We start from the raw sequence: 19,192 nt of genomic DNA, 5'->3' as shown, positions 1-19,192 counted from the left end.
GCGCCGACTGGTGCCGGGGTTGCCGCAGGTGAACGCCACGCTCGACGAGGTAAGCCAGATCCGCCGCATGCTGCACGCCCTCCGCGCGCACCATCTGCGCCAGCGCGGGAAGCCATAGCCGCGCGCACCACCAACGGAAATCGGGCGCGCCGCACAGCGGTCGCGCCCGCCCCTTCCGCATCCCTGCCGTCTGCGCACTGTGGTTCCTGCCGTCTGCCGTCTGCGATTGAAACGTCTGCGGTTGAACCGTCTGCAGTAAAGCCGTCCGCGGTTGAACCACCTGCAGCTGACCCGTCTCAGGCCGCCCCAGCGCCTGCTACGGCCTCCACGTCCCCTGCCCCACCTGCGGCACGAACTTGTCCACGCCGTGCTCCTTGTACTCGAGCGTCTTGCCCAATTCCGCGCTCTTGTACGCATGCATGAGGATGCGTACCACGTCCAGTCCGTCGTGCCAGGTGAGCAGCGGCTTCTCCTTGCCCAGAAAGGCCCGCACGAAATGCTTGTTCTCGGCTTCGTAGCCGTAGGCAATCGCTTCGTTCACCACCACCGGCATCTGCCCCTGCTCCGCCATCTGCTTTTCCACGATGTCTTCGCCCGTCTTTCCCTTCACGGCGCGTGAGAAAAACAGGTTGAGCCCGCTGTCGAGACTGTTCCACTTCATCGAGTACTCGGGGCCGAGCAACTCGGCGCTCAGACGCAGGCCGGGGCCCACGAAACTCCACGACGTGGTGGCCTCGCCAATGGCGATCCGGCCTTCCGGCGTCTCGAACTCGATGTGGACGCTCGCGAAGTCCTCCGATGGCGCCTTGAGATAGTCCACCTTCATGTCGCGCTTGAGCTGCGCCGCGTATTCCTTGCGCGTCCACTTGAGTGACGCGATGTGCCCCGTGATGCGCTTGACCTTGAGATCGCCCAGCGGCTTGCCCGGCTCGGAGAGCAGCTGGCGCACGACGAGCGCCGAGTGGCACATCATGTCGTTCAGCACGCCACCGCCCTGCTGCACGCCGTTCCAGAACCACGGGCCGTGCGGACCGCTGTGCTCTTCGGCCGCTCGCGCCAGGTACGGGCGCCCGGTGGCAGTCGCGCCCCGCTTCCACAGAATGTCGTGGCCGGCACTCACCTGCGGTGAAAAGAACTGGTTCTCGAGGTAGCCGTGCATGATACCGGCCTTCTCCACCAGCTTGAGGATGTGCTTGGCCTCCGCCACCGTGCGCCCGAGCGGCTTCTCACAGGCGATGCCCTTGAGCGTTCCCTTGCCGCTGGTGACCGCGTGCACGATCTCCTCGACGTTCTCGATGCGCGCGTGATTGGGACCGTTCAACCAGATCGCGTCGATGTGCGGATCGGCAACCATGTCGGCGATGGTCTTGTACGCCTTGGCCTCGCCGACATCCAGCTCGCGCGCATACGTCGCGGCCGATGCCGCGTTCCTGGCATTGGGGCTCCACACGCCGAGCACGTCGGCGTCGCGCACATGGCGGAAGCTCTGCATGTGAAAACGCGCGTTGAAGCCGGATCCGATGAATCCGATACCGAGGCGATGACCAGACATTGCGATCGGGTGTTCGGGGGAGTTCGAGGAGGGTGGAACACGAGCCACGGTCGAACCTACCACCGGGCGCCCCGAAGCGCACAGGGCACGCGCCGCCCGCCGGCATCACCCAGCGCGCGCCCGTTCCCGCTCGACCAGTACCCGGCGCAGGATCTTGCCGGAGGGTGACTTGGGAATCGCCTCCACGAACTCCACCTGCCGCACCTTCTTGTAGGGCGACACCCGCTCGGCCACCCACGCCATGACCTGCTCGGCGTCGATCTCCCCTCGCTTCACCACGAACGCCTTGGGGATTTCGCCGGCGTCCTCATCCGGCACGGGAATCACGGCCGCGTCGGCCACATGCGGGTTGGACAACAGCAGTGCCTCCAGCTCCGCCGGCGCCACCTGCAACCCCTTGTACTTGATCAGCTCCTTCACGCGATCGACGATGCGGAACCATCCCTCCTCCACCACGGCCACATCGCCGGTCTTGAACCATCCATCGGCGGTGAGGCACGCCGCGGTGGCCTCCGGCTTGTTGAAGTACCCCTTCATGACCTGCGGTCCGCGAATCCAGAGTTCCCCCCGCTCACCCGGCGCGACATCCAGGCCCGTGTCGCTGTCCACGAGACGGCATTCGGTGTTGGGCACCCCGGGGCCCACCGACCCGCCATCCACACGCTCGCCGGTGAAGGGATGGAAGTGCGTCACCGGGCTCGTTTCGGTGAGGCCGTATCCCTGGCGCACAAGGCACCCCACCCGTGCGGCACAGCTATCGGCGAGATCGGCACCGAGGGGGGCGGCGCCGCTCATGATGGTGCGGACGCTCCCCACATCGTATGACGAGACCAGCGGATGCTTGGCCAGGGCGAGAATGATGGGCGGCACGAGGTTCATGTAGCTCACGCGATACTGCTGAATCGTGCCCAGGAACTGCTCCAGATCGAAACGGGGCAGGCTCACGATGGTCGCACCCTGCCGCAGCGTGCCCCCCAGCACCACCACCATGCCGTAGATGTGGAAGAAGGGCAGCACACCGATCACCGTGTCGGTGGGACGGATGCCCACGCCGGCGGCTTCGCACTGCAGCAGGTTGGCGACAAGGTTGCGATGGGTCAGCATGACCCCCTTGGGGACCCCCGACGTGCCGCTCGAATACGGCAGGGCGCACACATCATTGGCGGGGTCGATGGCGACGGCCGGCGGCGTGTCCCCGTGCGCGAAGAGCGCGGCGTATGCCGTGGCACCGGGTGGGGTGGTGCCCAGCACGACGATCTCGCGCACCGTACTGGCGAGTCGCGCGGCCGCCGAGCACTTCTCGTACAAGTCGGCGATCGTCACCAGCATCACGGCTTCGCTGTCGGCGAACTGCGCGCCAATCTCTTCGGCAGTGGCGATGGGATTCACCGTGGAGCAGATCGCGCCGAGAACGGTCACGGCATAGAAGACCACCGCAAAGTCCGGGAGGTTGGGACTCACGAGTCCCACCACGTCGCCCTGGCGAATGCCTTTGGCATGCAGCCCCGCCGCGACCTGCCGGATGGCACGATCCAGCTCGCCGTAGGTCAGTTGACGACCGGTCGCCGCGCAGATGATGGCCGGCTTGTCCGGATGCGCGGCCGCCCGGTGCATCACGAACGGCACGAGCGGCAGGTCGGGGATATCGACGTCGGGGTACGGACTGCGCACTACACGCACGTCATCCATGCGAAAACTCCGGCGGGAGGGGAGGACGGGATCTACTCGACACCGATCTGCTTGCGGACTGCCGCGTTCGGCCCCGCGAACGTGGGGAGGGCCACGTTGCCGATATAGCCCAGATCCTTCCAGCCGGCCGGTGTGGTGTAGAATGCCGTGGCCGTCTGATCACGGATCGTATCGAAGAACTGTGCGGCGAACTGATGCTCGGGCTTCGCCTTGGGCAGGTAGCAAATGTCGTCGCAGATGGCGGTGCGCTGCGCGTTGGTGGCGAGGTGAAAACGCGCACCGAAGCGCGCCTGACTCTCGCGATCCAGCCATGCCAGCCCGCCACGCACCCGCACGAGCGAGGCCTCGCCGCCAGGACGACTGGCCCACTCGTTGATGTACCCTGGTGCCCCCACCGCCGAGGCGGATGGGCTCTTGGCGTCGGCCGGGATGATCATGTCGCACAGCGCGCTCAGTGTCGTGAGCTCACGGAGCGACAACTTCATGGGCCAGTCGGCCTTGGCCACCTGCAGCACGGGGTCACTGGGCGTTCCGCGCGGACCTTTGCGCTTGACCGGCCGCTGCTGCTCGTCGAGCAACGGCAACGGCTCGCGTGAGACCGGCGCCGGCTCCGCCACGGCTGCGTCGGGCAACATGGGGACGACTGCGGCTGCCGCCATGACCTTGAGCGCATCGCGGCGACCCACGCCGCCTGCCGGGTTCGTGCTCTCGTCGCTCATCAGATGTTCCCCTTCTTCAGTTCATCCACCAGATAATCGCAGCTGCGCCACGCCAGCGCGAGGATGGAAAGGGTGGGGTTCTTGTCGGCGTTCGACACGAAGGTGGCGCCATCGGTGACGAACAGATTCTTCACTTCCCACGCCTGACCGAACTCGTTGAGTACCGACTTCTTCGGATCGGTCCCCATGCGCACCGTCCCCACCTCGTGGATGATGGACCCGCCGGCGGCAATGGCCTTGTTGCCGTCGGTCTGCACCGTGCCCTGCACCGTGCCACCCATCTGGGCAATGATCTCGGCGAACGTCTTGTGCATGTGCGCGGCCTGATCGATTTCGTGCTGCGACCACTTCCAGTGGAAGCGCAGCACCGGGATGCCCCATTGGTCCACCGCGACCGGATCGATTTCGCAGTAGGAGTCTTCGTTGGGGATCATCTCACCGCGACCATCGAACCACATGAACGAGCCGTAGTACCGGCGCGCCTCTTCCTTGAACTTCTTGCCGTACGCGCCGCCGGTGAACGATTCGAGGCCGCCGAAGATCCCGGGGCCGGGCATGCTGCGTCCGCCGCCGAACTCGATGTGATAGCCGCGCGCGAAGCTCATCTTGCCCGACGCCTGGTCGCCATACAACCACCAGGGCATGTACATGTGGATGCCGGCCGTCCCGTCTTCGTTGATGGGCGGCAGCCCCTCGAGCCGCGGGATCTGCGCCGACAGGCCGGCACCGACCGTATCCATGAGGTACTTGCCCACCACGCCGCTGCCGTTGGCGATGCCATTGGGAAAGAGCGCGCTCTTGCTGTTGAGCATGATGCGCGATGTCTCGCACGCGCTGGCCGCCAGCACCACCACCTTGGCCGTCACGTGATGATCCACCCGCGTGAGCTTGTCGATGTAGTGCACGCCGCTCGCGCGTCCCTGCTTGTCCACCGTCACCTCACGCACCATGGCGTCAGTGATGAGCGTGACGTTCCCGGTGGCCATGGCGGGCGGAATGAGCACCGTGGTGCTCTGGAAGTTGGCCTTGATGCTGCACCCGCGCCCGCAGTCGGTGGCGTAGAAGCAGGCCATGCGCTGGTCCATGCTCTGTTTGAGCACGCGCTGCGCGAGACGATTCCCGGGATGCAGCTTCTGCGGCAATCGCGCCGAGTCCTGACGCCTGGTGAGCACCGCGCGGTGCGCGGGAATGACCGGGATCTTGAGATGATCACACGCCTGCTTGGTGAGCAGTTCATACGTGCGCGCGGCCGGCGGCGGCTGCAGCACGCCGGGCGACGACCGCGGCGTGTTTTCCAGATCCTCCTCCCCACCGTACACGCCAATGAGCAGTTCGGTCTTGTCGTAGTACGGCGCCATCGTCTCGTACGTCATGGGCCAGTCTTCGCCGAGTCCGTCGCGCGACTTGGGCTTGAAGTCGTACGGGCCCATGCGGAGCGAAATGCGCCCCCAGTGGTTGGTGCGGCCGCCCAGCATGCGCGCCCGCCACCACTGGAACTGCGAGCCGGGCGCCGTGGTGAACGGCTCCCCCGGCACCCGCCAGCCACCGTCCACCGTGGCATCGTAGAAGCCGAACGGTTTGTCCGCGCCACCGGCGCCACGCAGCGGCGCATCCTTGGGCGTCTGGAACATGGGCGTCTCGGTAACCGGGTCGTAATCGCGACCGGCCTCGAGCAACAGCACCTTGAGTCCCTGTACCGACAGCTGGTAGGCGGCCATGCCGCCACCGGCACCCGAGCCCACCACGATTACATCGTACTGCGGAGCCACCTTCGAACGGCGAGCGGACACGCGGATCACTCCAGGGAGGGGGTCAGAGCGAACTCTTGGCGAATCAGAGCGTCTTCAGCGCCGCGGCGCTGGCGGTGATGGACGCAATGGGATCGGTGGGGTTGTCATGCTCGATGAACCAGTGCTGCAACCCCTGCGTGCGCCCCGTGGCGAGAATGGTCTTGAAGTCGATGGTGCCCGCGCCCACTTCCGTCATCTTGCGCTCGGGGGCGGGACCCGCGTCCTTCACGTGCACGGCCACGATACGATTGGGCCAGCGCTTCACGAGGGCCAGCGGGTCCTGGGCCGCCTTCACGGTCCAGTACAGATCGAGCTCCAGCTTCACCGCGTTGCCATCGGTTTGCGTGGTGATGATCTCGTAGCCGGTCGTGCCGTCGACCGGCGCAAACTCGAAGTCGTGGTTGTGATACGCGAACTGCAGCCCCGCCGCCTTGGCCTTCTGGGCGCCCGTATCCAGTCGCTCGGCGAGCCGCTGCCAGTTGGCCTTGCTGCCGCGGTACTCATCGCCCACGTACGGCACCACCACCAGCTTGTGTCCCATGCCGTGGGCGCGGTCGAAGATGGGACCCCAGTCGTTGTCGGTCTTGGGGAGCGCTTCGTGGCTGGAGGGTGCCGTGAGGTTGTGCTTCGTGAGCAGCGCGTTCCACCACGCCACGTCCTTGCCGAACGGATTGAAGAACTCGAGCTCCGTAATGCCGATCTTCGCAATGGCGGCAATCGTGCCTTCGATGTCCTTGGCCAGCGCGGCCCGCACGGTGTACAGCTGCAGCCCCATCCGCTCGATGCGGGGCAGTACGGTGGCAGTGGGCGCCGCCGCGGACGCGGCCTGCGCGAGATGCGGCAGCAGTGCGCTGCCGGCAACACCAGCCGAGAGAAGCCGCAGGACTTCGCGGCGCGACAGCGGAGCAGGGTGCGTCATGTCAGCTCACTCCAGAGGCAAGATGCGTCAGGGCCTCGCCCGTGACACGGTAAACGGTCCATGCATCCTGGGCGCGTGCGCCCAGCTTCTCGTAAAACCGAATGGCATCCACGTTCCAGTCCAGCACGGACCATTCGAGTCGTCCGCAACCGCGCTGCACCGCCACGTGCGCCAAATGCACGAGCAGCGCCGTGCCAATGCCGTGCCCCCGGAGCGCGGGACGCACGAAGAGATCTTCCAGATAGATCCCCGGCTTCGCCAGAAACGTGGAGAAGTTGTGGAAGAACAGCGCGAACCCCGCCACCTGCCCTTCCCACTCGGCCAGCACCACCTCGGCGTACGGTCGCTCGCCGAAGAGCGATGCCTGCAGCAGGGCGTCGGTCGCCTGGCACGCATGCCGCAGCTGCTCATACTCGGCGAGCCCCTCGATCAGCTCACGGATGACGGGGACATCGGCCGGCGTGGCCGGGCGCAGGAGGGGGGACGAAGGCACAGGGCGGGAGAGGCGGAGTGACCGGAGCGGCAACTCCGACAATGTACTGCGCGTCCGCCGCCAGGGGTGGCGATGTCCGCCAGTTTCCCCGCGCCCGAAGCCGCACTCGGCGCGCGCGCGCGGCCGGCGGACGCCGGCGCTCAGTCCCCGGCCCCTTCCGTCGGCCCGCTGGCCGCCGCGCGGTGCCGCGCAAACGCCGCCACCAGTTGATCCCGCAGGTGCTGCATGAGCCGCCGCGCCGTATCCGTGGCCTCGATCGACTCGTGGACGCTGTCGAAGTAGAGGCAGCCCAGGAGCCGGTCCTCCAGCACCAGCGGCAGCAGGACGAACTGGCTGGGATTGAATTCGCGGATCAGCCGATCACGGCCGTAGAGCTTGGCGTCCGCCCCCATGAGCTGCACGAACAGGTCGGTGCGCGACTGCAGGGCTGCGCCGACGGGACCGACGGCGGCAGAGGGCCGGACCACGAAATTGCGCACGAGCTCCGGGCTGCCGTTCCCGAAGCCGACACGACCCCGCACGAACTTGAAGTCCTCGGTGCTGATCCCCAGTACGCCTCGCTCGAACCCGGTCTCGTGCGCGGCCCGCAGGGTGGCCTGCGTCACCAGTCCCACGTCGTTGGCCACCGTGGCATCCCGCCGGCGCTCCACCAGCGCACGGACCGCCGCCCGCAACCTCGCCTCGGTCACGGTGTCGTCGTCCCGTGACTGCAGTTCTTCGCCCAGTCGCGCGAGCGTTGCCGCCTCGCCATTGGAGTCGCCAGCGCCCGCGGCGTGCTGCTCCCGCCGGATTCTCGCCGCGGCCTGGACATCACGCCGCTCGCGGACCCAGGAGTCCACATCCACGCGCATGGCGCGCAGCGTAGGTCCCGCCTCCTGCATCACCGCCTCCTGCAGGTCGGCAATCTCCTGAATGGACAATGAAAGTCGATGCGCCCAGTCGGCACGCAAGGCGGCCAGTGCCTCCTCATTGTCCGACGAACCCGCGCCGAACTGCGCGCGCGTCACCTCGGCACTGCATTGCGTGATCAGGTGCAGCGTGTGGTCGCCGTCCGAGAGGCCGCGGTAGGGGCGCATGGTACGCGCGACATCAGGGGGCATGCCCCAACGCCGCGCCAGCGCCACGCCCACCTCCTCGAAGGTGAAGGAGAACACGGCCGCTTCATCCCCTTCGCGGGGCGACTTCTCCCGCTGCGACCGTTCGAGCCACGTGAGGTACTGCTGGGGCCGGTAGCAGGCTACGAGCACTTCACCCAACCGTCGGAACAGGCCACACAGGTAGGCCAGCTCGGGTTTGGCCCACCCCGCTGCGAGCGAGAGTTGCAGTCCATGATTGGCGGTGATCACGGACTCCACCAGCAGATCACGGACCGCGGGCGCATCCTGTTCGAGTTGTCCGAACACGCTGGTCGCCGACGACAGGTAGTGGACCCGATCGTACCCGAGCAGCATGATCGCCTGCTTCACGGAGGTGATCTGCTGCCGGTTGGACGCATCGCCCCCCGGCGTACCGGTCATGGCATTGGCGATCTTGAGGACCTTGGCGGCGAGTGCCACATCCTGCATGATCGCCTTTTCGAGCAGGGCCATCCGTGACTCGAGGTTGCTGGCCATCTGGCCAATGGCGCGCACATTCTGCACGAACATTGGCAGGTTCGAGGCCGCGCCAACCGTGCGCATGAAGGCCTCGGCCTCCGGCGAGAGGCCGTCGTGCGGCATCGGGTCGCCGACCGGCGCAGTCATTCCGCCGACTCGGCGGGGTTGCTGGGGGCCGACGCGAGATCGACAAGGAGTTGCTGCAACAGGGAGGCCCCCTGTCGGCGCAGGAACGCTCCCACCGGCGAGTTCTGCGCGAACACCGCGATGACCGATGCGGGACTCACGCTGGTCCAGCGCTGCGGCTCGCGGTTCAGGTACCGCGCAAACACGAACCCTTCATCGACGCGCAATTCCAGCGCGCCATCCTGCGGGCAGGTCACCCGCAGCACGGCGCCCCGCTCCTCCAAGGTGGCCGTCGGCGACGGCACCGGCACCTGAATCAATTCACTCATGCCACGTCCTTGGTGCTTCAAGACGAGAGTCGACGGCGCGCGATGGCCTCCACCACAAGGTCTACCACGGCCTGCGCAAACCGGAGGGTCGAGCGGTCGGGCACGGGCCCCGATTCGGCCCGCCCGAAAAAGATACTGCCAATCACCTTGCCGAACACTACCAGGGGAAGGATACCGAATTGGGCAACACCGACGTCCTGCGCCCACCGCCGCTCCGCGGGAGTCAGGGCCCGGTCGGCGGGCAGGTAGAGAGGCTGCCGATGGTGGGTGAGGGCCACCAACGGTTCGTTGAGCGCGCCGGCGGAGTAAACCAGGCGCGGCAGGAGCGCCTCGACGCCCATTCCCAACCCGGAGCGCGCCTCGAGGCGCGAGAAGTCGGACGAGAAGAAGCTCACCACAGCCCGGTCGAAGGGGCCGCTGCGTACGAGCACTTCAAGCGCCTGCAAGATGACGGTGCCAATGGTCGCCCCCGACTGGGCGATGACCGTCTGCTGCAAGTCACGCAGGAGCCGACTGCGTGACGAGAGATCGGGGGGCGGGCGGCGGAGTGGCTCGTCGGCCTCCGGCAGCATCACGGCGCTGCCGAACACGCCATGCGCAGCCTCCCGGAGCGCACGCAGATCCCGTGCGCGCTCGGGGTCGCCCAAATCCAGGTCTTCGTGGAAGACGGCGTGCGTTTCGGTCAAGGCCTCGGCCACGACCCTGGCCACTTGCGGGCGCGTGATGCCCAGCGTGGGCTGGTGCAGGTCGAGCAAGGCGTCGAGCCCGGCGCCGGCACGGGCGCCCTCCGCCGGGCGATACAGCAGTTGCGTGAGGGCGCCGCTGAAGTCGGCAATGAGCGCGGGACGTGCGCGCACCTCCCCGTTGATCACGCGCATCGACTGGCCGATCACCGCCGGCAGGGCCCATTCCGCGGCCACGGCGCTCCCGAGATGGGCATAACTGCACCCGAGCACCATCCGCAGCGCCTCGGCTTCACTGCGCCCGTCATCGCGCACCAGCGCCCGGATCCGTTGGTACTCGTCGAGGAAGTAACAGGCGGCGAGCACCTCACCAAGATTCCGGAACATGCCGCACAACTGGGCCAGCTCGGGATCCTCAAAGCCCACCTGCGTCGCAATGGCACGCGCATGATGCGCGCTCAGCAGGGCGTCCTCCATGAGCCGGCGAAGCTCAGGGGAGCGACGGCGGAAATGCGCGAACAGCACCATGCTGCCAGCCATCTGACGGACGGCCTGGACCCCCAGAATCATGATGGCCTGGGTGGCGCTCTCCGTCGGCAGTCCACCCCGACGGTGCTGGGCGGTATTGGCCGCCCGCAGAACATTCATCGCCAGACCGTACTCGCGCAGAACGACCTCGGTGAGCTGCTGGAGCGACCATTCGGCGTGGTCGACCGTCCCCAACGCCTCGGCCACCTTCCGGGACAGCAGGGGGAAATCCCCCCCTGCCATGATGCGCGCCAGACGCGTACGCACGGCAAGGTCGCTCGAGGCATCCGGAAACGGGTCGGGATCGACGAGAGCATAGGTGGCAATATCCTGCATTGAGGGGAGTATCGTCCGCCGCGGGCCAGGAGTTGAGCCCCCCGATACGGCGCTGGCGCCTCCCAGATGGGCACCCCGCCGTGAACACCGGCAGCACAGCGGACGGCTCGCGCTCCCCCCCGGTCTTCCGTAGGGACCGGGGGCCATGACGCCCTCCCTCGCCGTGGGGCCGGGCGAGGCCCCCCTATCGCCTCACGGCACTCCGATGACGTTCCCCTAGCCCCCCCACCGCCGGCGAGCCCGATGGTAGGCGCTCACGCTGGAGAAGCCGAGCAACGCCGCCTGCTGCGTCGTCGTCATGCGAGTGTCGCCGCGATCGCTGCGGAGGAGATCCTGCCGGGCTTCATCAAGCGTACTGCGATACGTCTGTCCCTCGTCCGCCAACCGACGCAGCAAGGTGCGGTGACTCATGTTGAGCTGCTTGGCCAGGAGTGACGCGGACGGCTTGACGCCGTGCAGCATTGCCTGCCGAAGCACGGTTTTGGCGCGGATGAGAGTCGGCGATGGGGAAGGCGGGTGGGTGAGCCGCGTGACACACTGCTGTTCGAGCAGGGACGACAGCCGGGGGATGGCCTTGGGGAGCGACACGGAGAGTACGGTACGGTCGAACTCGATCGCCGTCCGCGCCGCGCCGAAGGTGGGCGCAACCCCGAAGAGCGCCGCGTGCGCCGTCACGTCACGAGGCCTCGGGTGCGAGAACTCGACGTTTCGAGCGGGCAGCATCGAACCGACAACGGCCTGCAGCCCCGCCCACATGCTGGCCGCCGCGTACTCGGCGGCCGCGCGAACTCCGAGTCGCACATCGGGACCGCTCGATCTCCAGCCGAGTACGACCCGATCCTCGAGGTACTCCGGAAGTGACCATTGGTCCAGACTTCCCCACAGCCGCTGGAAGCGAATGGCACGTTCCAGCGATTCGCCCAGCGTCTGGCTCGTGATCGCCATGAAGCCAATGAGGCCGTACGTTTCCACCGGCACTTGGGCGATCCGCGTCGGCAGAGCAGGATCGTGGTGCCGGCGCATCAATCCTTCCCACATGGCGAAGTACGCCTCGACCGGCAGGAAGCCAACACGGTCGGCGTCATCATCGGCAGCGATACCGAGCGTGGTCCGCTCAAGGCTCACGTCCAGCCCCACCTCCTCGGCCGCACGCAACACCGACGCGAACTTGGCGAGCGACACGACCGAGTTGCCACCACTGTTCACCGCCACGCGCCTTCCACCACGCTCGCCCGGATGCTCCACCATGCCGGAGCGCCATACCGCCCAACGTTGTTACCGCTGCATGCCCCCACCATGTCCCCCGTAAGGCCCGATACGAGAATCTAGCAACGGGGCCTCCGCATGCGGCAAGCCGAACCATCCGAGTGACGCACAGCGGCCCGTTCAGCGGGGGAGTTTCGGCGCGTGGGGCAACGCACTTGAGTCGGCGTTGCGGCCGCTCCCCGGCGGCCCGTGCCCCCCGGGGATGCACGGGCCGCAGAGTCCCCTCGCGCACGGAGTGCTCAGGGGATGGTCGTCGGGAACTTGGTCGCCGCGAGACACGATGTGTTTGGCACCCGCGCCGGGTCCCTGATGAACTCGCGGAAGATGTTCGTGCTGCACGTCTCGCCGAAGGCCAACAGGACGTGCCCCCAACCCGGGACCACCACCTTGTAGGCCTTGCTGAGCGACGGCGCGAGCGCGTCGGCGGTCTCCTTGGGTGTGTTGCTGTCGTGCGAGCCGCTGATCAACAGCGTCGGAATGCTGCTGGCGAACGGGCTCCGGTGGGCCTCGGAGACCCTCGACGTCGGCAGCAGCGCGCACGGGAGCGGCTGTTCGGGAATGGCGGTGCGGAATGCGGGGCGCGCGCCGCCGTTGACGGCATTCCACCGCGCGGTCGTGGCGAGTGGCCCGTAGTCGTAGCAATTCACCGCGATCAAGGCGCCCAGCGCGAGGGTCTGCTGAACCGCCGTTTCATAATCCTCGGCCTGCTCGAGCACTGGCACGAGCGCCGCGAGCTTCTGTTGGTCACCCGTGGCGAGGGCGCGCAGCGCGTACGGGACGTAGGACGCGCCTTGAGCGAACTGGGTCAGCGCGGTGAGCACACGCACGATACCCGACGGGTCCTCGCCCGCCGTCGCCGCTGCGCGCACGATGTCATCGAGATCCCTGGCGGGCGACGGGTACGCCGCCCTACAGGCAGCGTCGGCGGCACATTCCTCGAAGACGCGCCCGAGCGCTGACTCGAGGGCCTTCGGTGAGCTGGGGAGTTGGGCGTCGAACGGAATTGACGAAACACCTTCCAGCATCGCGGTCCGCACGGAGCTGGGGAACAGCCGCATCACGGTCTGCGCCAGGACCGTCCCGTATGACTGGCCGTACAAGTTGAGCTTCTCGTAGCCGAGCGCCTTGCGCAGCGTCTCTACGTCTCGCGCACTCTCCTCGGAATTGTACGCCGCGAGATCACTACCCGCCGCCTGAAGCCGTCTCAGGCACGCCGGAATGTCTTCGTTGTCCTTGCACGTGAGCGACGGCTTCGATTCGCCGGTGCCGCGCTGATCGAAGAAGACGACCTCGCGGCCAGTTGCCCGCGAGGTCCCGAGGCCGAACTCCCCGCCGAGGACCGAGGCGTAGTTGCCGTAGTTGCCACCTGGCCCTCCTTGCAGGTGGACAATCGGATCCTTGGTGACGGTGGTCGTTCCCTTGAGGATGAGGACGGACAGTTGGATCGTCTTGCCGTTGGGTACGGCGTGATTCTCGGGAACCGTGAGTGTTCCGCAGCGCACGGTCGTCCCTTCGGTGAGCCCCGGCGGCAGTGGCTTCGGGCAGGCCGAAGCCACGAACCGTCCCGATTCATCGGGAGTGGGGCCGACAGCGCCGTCCCTGTCGCAGGCGAGAATGCTGGTCCCAAGAGCCATGCCTGTTACGAGGCGCTGGGATCGAAAGAAAGGTGAGATAGGCATACGGGCATAGTGATCGCACGGACGGTATTGCGCCTATGCCCGAATTCGTCATTCTGCTGCCCGTTCACGCCATCTTGCGGTGCCACAGGAGCCGCCGAGGAGGCTAGCCCCCGCCGCCGTAGGTGAATCCCTTCTCCTGCGCGCGACCAACGGCAACAATGCCAGTCGCCATCTGGTGTGCATTCCCAATTTGGTTGGCCACGAGATCGGCGAGGACATCGTCGGGTGGCAGCGACTGGGAGGCGGCGATGGCCTGCACCAGCCCAGCGGTCGTCCCGGCGCAGACCGCAAAATGCACGCCCTGCGCGACCAGCGGCGTCCAGGAGACCCCCTGCGCCGGGCTGTCCCCGCGCTCGGGGTGCAGGAAGGGATTGATGGAGTAAGGCTTGCTGGTTGTTGGGTCCATGGTGCGCAGCTGCTGGCCGAGCAGCGGGTACTTCATCCACATGGCATCGGCAAATGCAAACACGGTCGCCAGCGAGCGCAACACGATAATGGCGCCGAGCTGCGATGGCTTGAGATCGTAGCCGCTGCCGTTGCTGGCAAACCAGTTGCCGCAGAAGCGACCGGCGTTCACGGCACCTGGTGTAGTGAACGCGTCCCACACCATTCGATGCCCGCTGGGCAACGCGTTCATCCACGCATCGGCGGCGTGTACCAGTGGGTCGCCGGCGGTGGCGCGCGGTGCTGCGCTCGGCGTGTCCGGTGGTGCGGCGCGCAGGGTTGAGGCGCCGAGCGTTGAGGCGCCGACCATGGCCCCGGCGCGAGCGAGGAAACGGCGACGGTCGTCGAGCGGGGATTCCGGATCGTGATGCATTCGGGTTCTCGGAGAGGGTGTGCGTGGGGGGCTGCCTCCGGGGGGCGGCCGCCCCCCGGCTGACACGCGTTTCGCTACTTGGCGTCGCGGCTGTTGTCGCCGGGCACGCGATCGATGAGGAGGTTGTAGGGATCGATGCCGGCGCGCACCGGCTTGCGGGGCACGGTGAACTCGGCGCGGACGGAACCGCTGGTGACCTTCACCTTGCGAATGGCGATCGCCTCTCCCAGGCGGGCACCCGGCCGGGGCGCATCGAACAGGCCCACGTCGATGTAGTCGTTGAGCTGCACGGGCGTTTCGGTACCCAGCGAATCGGCGCGGAACTTGGCGGCGGTCCCGATGACCGTGACCTTGAACTGGCCGCCCGGCAGCGGTGTGGTCACCACACTGTCGGTCTTCACGTCCCAAAGGGTGATCGTGTCGAAGTAGTCGTCGACCGCCGACTGGAGCGAGTCCGGGGTGGCCGCGCGAAGGTGGCGCATCAAGTCGAAGGTGGTGGCGTAGGGAGGGCCCTTGAACCGCCCCTCGTCGAGGTAGGCCCGGATTGCCCCATGCAGCGCCCGCTCACCGATCAGATCGCGCAGCGCGTAGAGCGCCAGCGATCCCTTCTGGTACCAGATGTAGCTCTGCAGGTCGACCCGCGTGAGCGGGCGCTCCCCCTTGGATTCGGATGCTCGTCCGCGGAGATACGTCTCAAGCTCGCTCCGCAGGAACTTCTGCGTGAACGCCCGCCCGTGGGCGCGGTCCGTAATGACCAGCGCCGCGTACTCCGACAGCGACTCGGAGAGCATCTGCGACCCTTCCACGTCAGCGGCCATGCGCTGGTACGGGAACCACTGGTGCGCGATCTCGTGGGCCGTGACGAAGTACGGCAGGTCGGTGTCCTCCACGTCGGTGGTGTCGACGCGGGCCACGAAGCCGATGGCTTCCGAGTACGGCACCGTGTTCGGGAACGACTGCGCGAACCCCGCGTAGCGCGGGAACTCGAGGATGCGCAGCTGGCGGTGCTGGTAGGGCCCGAACTCCTGCGAGTAGAAGGCGAGTGACGCCTTCGACGCCTCGATCATGCGCTCGATGTTGAAGCGATGCCCCGGATGGTGATAGACCTCGATGGCGACGTTCTGCCACTGGTCTTTGGTCACCGTCCACCGGGCCGACAGCACCGAGAAGAAATTGTCGATCGGCGCATCCATGCGATACTGGAAGTAGCGTCGACCGTCGCGCGTCCACTCGCGCAGCAAATAGCCCGGGGCCATGGCGATCTGGTCGGGATCGGTACTCACCACCGCCTCGAACGTGGCCAGGTCCGCATCGCTCAGGAACGACTGGCGGTAGAGCGCCACGCTGTCGGTCCGCGGCTTGCCGCGCCGCTGGAGCGGCAGCCCGTACTTGCGGCGGAGCTCATCGCTCTGCAATTCGCTGTTCTGGGCGTAAAAAAACGTCGGGAACTTGTCGCGGTTGAAGAAGGTGCCGTTGTGGACCAGCGAGACATCCGGTTCACCGCTGGGGTAGCCCCGCACGCGGAAGCGCTGCACCGACCGGACCCGCAGGGAATCGCCCGCCACGAGCGGCGTCGCCAGCCGCACCAGGCGCACCCCCCAGGTCGTGTCGGCCTTCAGGATCGTGAACGGCCGGTCGAAGGTGAGTGAGTCGAGCGACACTGCAAGCCCCGGCGCATCGGACGCCACATTCACCAGGATCGTGTCGATGGGCGTCGACAGCCGGTTGACGAGCGTGAAGCGGCTCCCGACACGCGCCTTCCCGGCCGTGGGCTCCAGATCGACATCGAGCGCAATCCCCACCACGCGCGGTACCGGGAGCGTTTCGTACCGGCGCCACGTGCGCTCGTACGCCACTTGCTGACGCTCGCCTTCCTTGCGGGTGGTGTAGACGTTCTCGATGCTGGCGTGGTAGTAGAACACCCCCGCCGCCGCCGTGGCCCCGGCGGCGCCACTGGCCGTCAGCCAGCGCGTGGTCCCCTGCCACCGCCCCCGGGAGCGCCGGACGAACCGCATCACCTCGGCGCCGCGCTGCCAGACCAGCATAGTGAGCCCCAGCAGCAGCACGGCCAGTGCGAGGTTGAAGCCCTGCACCGCCGGATAGGCGCGCAGGTATGGCCCCACCCCGTTGAGATCCGACCAGGTCATCGCCGGCGACGTCCCCAACTGGAGCAGGCGGTAGTTGTAGCCGAGGTTGATCGTGACGATGTTGCCGGCCCAGATCAGGATCATGATGACGTGGCCGAGCGCCTTCCGGGGCACAAGTGACTGCACGAGGAAGGCCAACGCCGTCATCGTGAACCAGCCGGGGAAGTCGGTGAGGTACACGTACAACGCATAGACCTTCAAGTCGATGACCGGGTACCCCTTGAGGATCTGGACCGCCATGCTGCCCAGCATCGACACGGTGGTGAAGGCCAGCAGGAGCAGCATCATGGCCGAGTACTTGCCCAGCAGCACGCTCCAGTCGCGCACCGGCGAGGCGTCGAGTACCTGATCGAGCCGCACCTGCCGTTCGCGCCACACCAGCTCGCCGGCGAAGAAGGTGAGCAGCACGATCATGAACAGCGTGCCGCTCACGACCGACGATTCGGCCATGAGCCAACTCATGGGCCAGCTGCGACTCTGTCCGTTCTGATCGGCATACCACGCATTCATCATGACGTTGATGAAGCCGATGGCGGTGATTGCCAGGAACGGGATCGACCGCAGGAGCGAGTGCGCGTGAAACGCCGTCACGCTGCGCCAGCCGGCGGCGATCGTCGGCGGCGCGTAGGAACGACCGGCGACTGGCGGGGCCGCCGCCGAGACCGTCGCCGGTACGGGGCCCGTGGCCGGCGTCGAAGACTGGTCGCCTCGCCGGGTACGGCGGCGCGACGACACCGCCGCCTCCTTTTCGAGCTTCACGAACCGGAACGCCAGCGCCAGCATCACCGCCCCGACCGCCGACCAGAGCGCCCGGTTGGCGCCAATGAACCCGGCCACCGGCAGCGTCTGCGCATTCCGCTCGGCCGGGGTCCAGTAGCGGGTCACCAGGTCGATCGAGCGGACGCCGAAGGGATCGATGAGGTTCGCCAGCATGTCGCGGTCAAGCTGGCGAACGAGGTCATCGGCAATGGAGTACCCCACCAGCAGCAGGATCCCCGCCACGTACACGGCAAAGTTGCTGCGGGTCAGCGATCCCACGGCAAAGAGCAGACTGCTCAGGAAGAAGACCCCGGGGACGCCCAACAGCAGGAACGGCTGGATGTAGTTCCAGAGCCGCACGGCCTGCAGCGTCTCGGCATCGGTCCACGGCATGACCGACCCCACCAGGGCCCCCAGCGGCAATGCCGCGAAGACCAGCAGCATGGCCAGGAACGCGGCGAGGTACTTGGCGCCCAGATAGGCCCCGCGCGAGATCCGGGTCGTGAACAGCAGCTCATGGACGCCGGTGTCGTAGTCGCGCAGGACCGTGGTGCCCACCAGCGCACTGGTGATGATCTGCCCAATGGCCAGCAGGATGGCGTACAGCTGGGCCAGCTGATAGGGACTGTTCTTCTTGACCTTGCCCAGCGCCGAGCCGACGGTGATGGCGTCGGTGCTGAGAGCGAAGAAGGCCAGCAGGAAGACGATGGCCACGTACAGCCACGTGACCGGGCGCCGGAAGTGACTTCGGAGCTCGAACGCGAAGAGGGGGCCGAACATCAGGCCTCCACCGGCACGCGGCCACCGGCGGCTTCGGCCAGCCGGTGGAAGTACACGTCCTCGAGATCGGGCTCCACGGCCACGAAGCCGTCACCGGGATTGGTCTCGGCGTACACGTGCAGGACGGTGTTGCCGGCGGCAAGGCGCGTGGAAATGACCTGATACTGCTGCCGGTAGGCCTCCGTCTGCGCTCGCGGAACCGTGCGGCGCCAGATGCGTCCGCGCACCTCGTCGATGATCCGTTCCGGCTCCCCCTGCACCACCACCTGTCCCTTGTTGATGATGGCCATCTGCGAGCAGAGCTCGCGCACATCCTCCACGATGTGGGTGGAGAGAATGACCACGACATCCTCCCCGATGTCGGCCAGCAGGTTGAGAAAGCGATTGCGCTCCGTGGGATCGAGCCCCGCCGTGGGCTCGTCCACAATGAGCAGCTTGGGGCTGCCGGCGAGGGCGATGGCGATGCCCAGCCGTTGCTTCATGCCGCCCGAGTACCCGCCGACGCTCTTCTTGCGGACGTCGTACAGATTGACCTGTTGCAGGAGCATCGCGACCAGATCCTTGCGCTCTCCGGGGTTCACGACCCCCTTGAGGGTGGCGAAGTGGTCGAGGATGGCCTCGGCCGGCATGTTGGGATAGAGCCCGAACTCCTGCGGCAGGTAACCCAGCTGGGCCCGCAGTCGCTCCGGTTCACGCAACACGTCGACATCCCGGAACCGGATGCTCCCCGAGTCGGGGGGCTGCAGCGTGGCGATGGTGCGCATGAGTGACGACTTGCCGGCGCCATTCGGGCCCAGCAGCCCGAACATGCCGGGGGGGATGGTCAGCGAGATGTTGTGGAGCGCCCGGACCCCGTTGGGGTAGGTCTTGGCGATGGCGTCGATGCGCAGTGTCATTCGCGGATGTACCTGGCTAGGTGGGGGGGTAGCACACGGTTTCGGGTCGTTACGTGTCCGTCCGTGCGCTGGTTTCACGCCGCGTGGGA

The 19,192-nt window shown here is 66.9% G+C and carries 14 protein-coding genes; all 14 read right to left on the bottom strand.

The genetic code is table 11. The features are described 5' to 3' along the window. Positions 1 to 316: 316 nt before the first annotated feature. The 14 genes from LW840_RS06185 to LW840_RS06120 all read right to left on the bottom strand — a co-directional run bounded on the left by LW840_RS06185 (position 317) and on the right by LW840_RS06120 (position 19,103). The gene (locus LW840_RS06185) at positions 317 to 1,552 is read right to left on the bottom strand and encodes a Gfo/Idh/MocA family oxidoreductase (protein WP_291276624.1); all 1,236 of its coding nucleotides are present in this window, start codon (positions 1,550 to 1,552) and stop codon (positions 317 to 319) included. A gap of 105 nt (positions 1,553 to 1,657) precedes the next feature. Beyond that, positions 1,658 to 3,241 carry a 4-coumarate--CoA ligase family protein gene (locus tag LW840_RS06180; protein WP_291268408.1) on the bottom strand — a complete coding sequence of 528 codons (1,584 nt, stop codon included), beginning with the start codon at positions 3,239 to 3,241 and terminating at the stop codon, positions 1,658 to 1,660. Between the two features lie 32 nt (positions 3,242 to 3,273). Then, complete coding sequence (locus LW840_RS06175; RefSeq protein ID WP_291261464.1) at positions 3,274 to 3,960, bottom strand: gluconate 2-dehydrogenase subunit 3 family protein; 687 nt, start codon at positions 3,958 to 3,960, stop codon at positions 3,274 to 3,276. Continuing rightward, the gene (locus tag LW840_RS06170; protein WP_343213663.1) at positions 3,960 to 5,759 is read right to left on the bottom strand and encodes a GMC family oxidoreductase; all 1,800 of its coding nucleotides are present in this window, start codon (positions 5,757 to 5,759) and stop codon (positions 3,960 to 3,962) included. The genes LW840_RS06175 and LW840_RS06170 overlap by 1 nt, the downstream gene beginning before the upstream one ends. A 34-nt stretch (positions 5,760 to 5,793) precedes the next feature. Further along, on the bottom strand, positions 5,794 to 6,669 hold the full coding sequence (locus LW840_RS06165; protein WP_291267713.1) for a sugar phosphate isomerase/epimerase: 876 nt from the start codon (positions 6,667 to 6,669) through the stop codon (positions 5,794 to 5,796). A 1-nt stretch (position 6,670) separates the two neighbouring features. Then, positions 6,671 to 7,162 carry a GNAT family N-acetyltransferase gene (locus LW840_RS06160; RefSeq protein WP_291261467.1) on the bottom strand — a complete coding sequence of 164 codons (492 nt, stop codon included), beginning with the start codon at positions 7,160 to 7,162 and terminating at the stop codon, positions 6,671 to 6,673. Between the two features lie 140 nt (positions 7,163 to 7,302). Further along, positions 7,303 to 8,904 carry an HDOD domain-containing protein gene (locus tag LW840_RS06155; RefSeq protein ID WP_291267714.1) on the bottom strand — a complete coding sequence of 534 codons (1,602 nt, stop codon included), beginning with the start codon at positions 8,902 to 8,904 and terminating at the stop codon, positions 7,303 to 7,305. Then, positions 8,901 to 9,212 carry a hypothetical protein gene (locus tag LW840_RS06150; protein WP_291267715.1) on the bottom strand — a complete coding sequence of 104 codons (312 nt, stop codon included), beginning with the start codon at positions 9,210 to 9,212 and terminating at the stop codon, positions 8,901 to 8,903. Before LW840_RS06150 ends, LW840_RS06155 begins: the two co-directional genes overlap by 4 nt. A gap of 17 nt (positions 9,213 to 9,229) precedes the next feature. Continuing rightward, on the bottom strand, positions 9,230 to 10,759 hold the full coding sequence (locus LW840_RS06145; protein ID WP_291276623.1) for an HDOD domain-containing protein: 1,530 nt from the start codon (positions 10,757 to 10,759) through the stop codon (positions 9,230 to 9,232). A 216-nt stretch (positions 10,760 to 10,975) separates the two neighbouring features. Then, a complete protein-coding gene (locus LW840_RS06140) occupies positions 10,976 to 12,007 on the bottom strand; it encodes an AraC family transcriptional regulator (protein WP_291276622.1) in 1,032 nt (343 codons plus the stop codon). Positions 12,008 to 12,264: 257 nt separating this feature from the next. Next, entirely contained in the window at positions 12,265 to 13,659 is a 1,395-nt protein-coding gene (locus LW840_RS06135) for an alpha/beta fold hydrolase (RefSeq protein ID WP_291269168.1), read from the bottom strand. 148 nt (positions 13,660 to 13,807) lie between these two features. Then, complete coding sequence (locus LW840_RS06130) at positions 13,808 to 14,521, bottom strand: hypothetical protein (protein ID WP_291276621.1); 714 nt, start codon at positions 14,519 to 14,521, stop codon at positions 13,808 to 13,810. Between the two features lie 74 nt (positions 14,522 to 14,595). Continuing rightward, the gene (locus tag LW840_RS06125) at positions 14,596 to 18,207 is read right to left on the bottom strand and encodes an ABC transporter permease (RefSeq protein WP_291276620.1); all 3,612 of its coding nucleotides are present in this window, start codon (positions 18,205 to 18,207) and stop codon (positions 14,596 to 14,598) included. Continuing rightward, positions 18,207 to 19,103: an ABC transporter ATP-binding protein gene (locus LW840_RS06120; RefSeq protein WP_291267721.1), complete on the bottom strand. Its 897-nt coding sequence runs from the start codon at positions 19,101 to 19,103 to the stop codon at positions 18,207 to 18,209. The genes LW840_RS06125 and LW840_RS06120 overlap by 1 nt, the downstream gene beginning before the upstream one ends. Positions 19,104 to 19,192 lie beyond the last annotated feature (89 nt).

The sequence above is a fragment of the Gemmatimonas sp. genome, assembly GCF_021298855.1.
GTDB lineage: Bacteria > Gemmatimonadota > Gemmatimonadetes > Gemmatimonadales > Gemmatimonadaceae > Gemmatimonas.
This window is presented reverse-complemented; position numbering and strand designations above follow the sequence as displayed.

Bases quoted from the DNA above. Each gene is read 5' to 3' on its own strand.
- LW840_RS06185 (WP_291276624.1), bottom strand. From the start codon at position 1,552: ATGTCTGGTCATCGCCTCGGTATCGGATTCATCGGATCCGGCTTCAAC.
- LW840_RS06180 (WP_291268408.1), bottom strand. From the start codon at position 3,241: ATGGATGACGTGCGTGTAGTGCGCAGTCCGTACCCCGACGTCGATATC.
- LW840_RS06175 (WP_291261464.1), bottom strand. From the start codon at position 3,960: ATGAGCGACGAGAGCACGAACCCGGCAGGCGGCGTGGGTCGCCGCGAT.
- LW840_RS06165 (WP_291267713.1), bottom strand. From the start codon at position 6,669: ATGACGCACCCTGCTCCGCTGTCGCGCCGCGAAGTCCTGCGGCTTCTC.
- LW840_RS06155 (WP_291267714.1), bottom strand. From the start codon at position 8,904: ATGACTGCGCCGGTCGGCGACCCGATGCCGCACGACGGCCTCTCGCCG.
- LW840_RS06150 (WP_291267715.1), bottom strand. From the start codon at position 9,212: ATGAGTGAATTGATTCAGGTGCCGGTGCCGTCGCCGACGGCCACCTTG.
- LW840_RS06145 (WP_291276623.1), bottom strand. From the start codon at position 10,759: ATGCAGGATATTGCCACCTATGCTCTCGTCGATCCCGACCCGTTTCCG.
- LW840_RS06140 (WP_291276622.1), bottom strand. From the start codon at position 12,007: ATGGTGGAGCATCCGGGCGAGCGTGGTGGAAGGCGCGTGGCGGTGAAC.
- LW840_RS06135 (WP_291269168.1), bottom strand. From the start codon at position 13,659: ATGGCTCTTGGGACCAGCATTCTCGCCTGCGACAGGGACGGCGCTGTC.
- LW840_RS06130 (WP_291276621.1), bottom strand. From the start codon at position 14,521: ATGCATCACGATCCGGAATCCCCGCTCGACGACCGTCGCCGTTTCCTC.
- LW840_RS06125 (WP_291276620.1), bottom strand. From the start codon at position 18,207: ATGTTCGGCCCCCTCTTCGCGTTCGAGCTCCGAAGTCACTTCCGGCGC.
- LW840_RS06120 (WP_291267721.1), bottom strand. From the start codon at position 19,103: ATGACACTGCGCATCGACGCCATCGCCAAGACCTACCCCAACGGGGTC.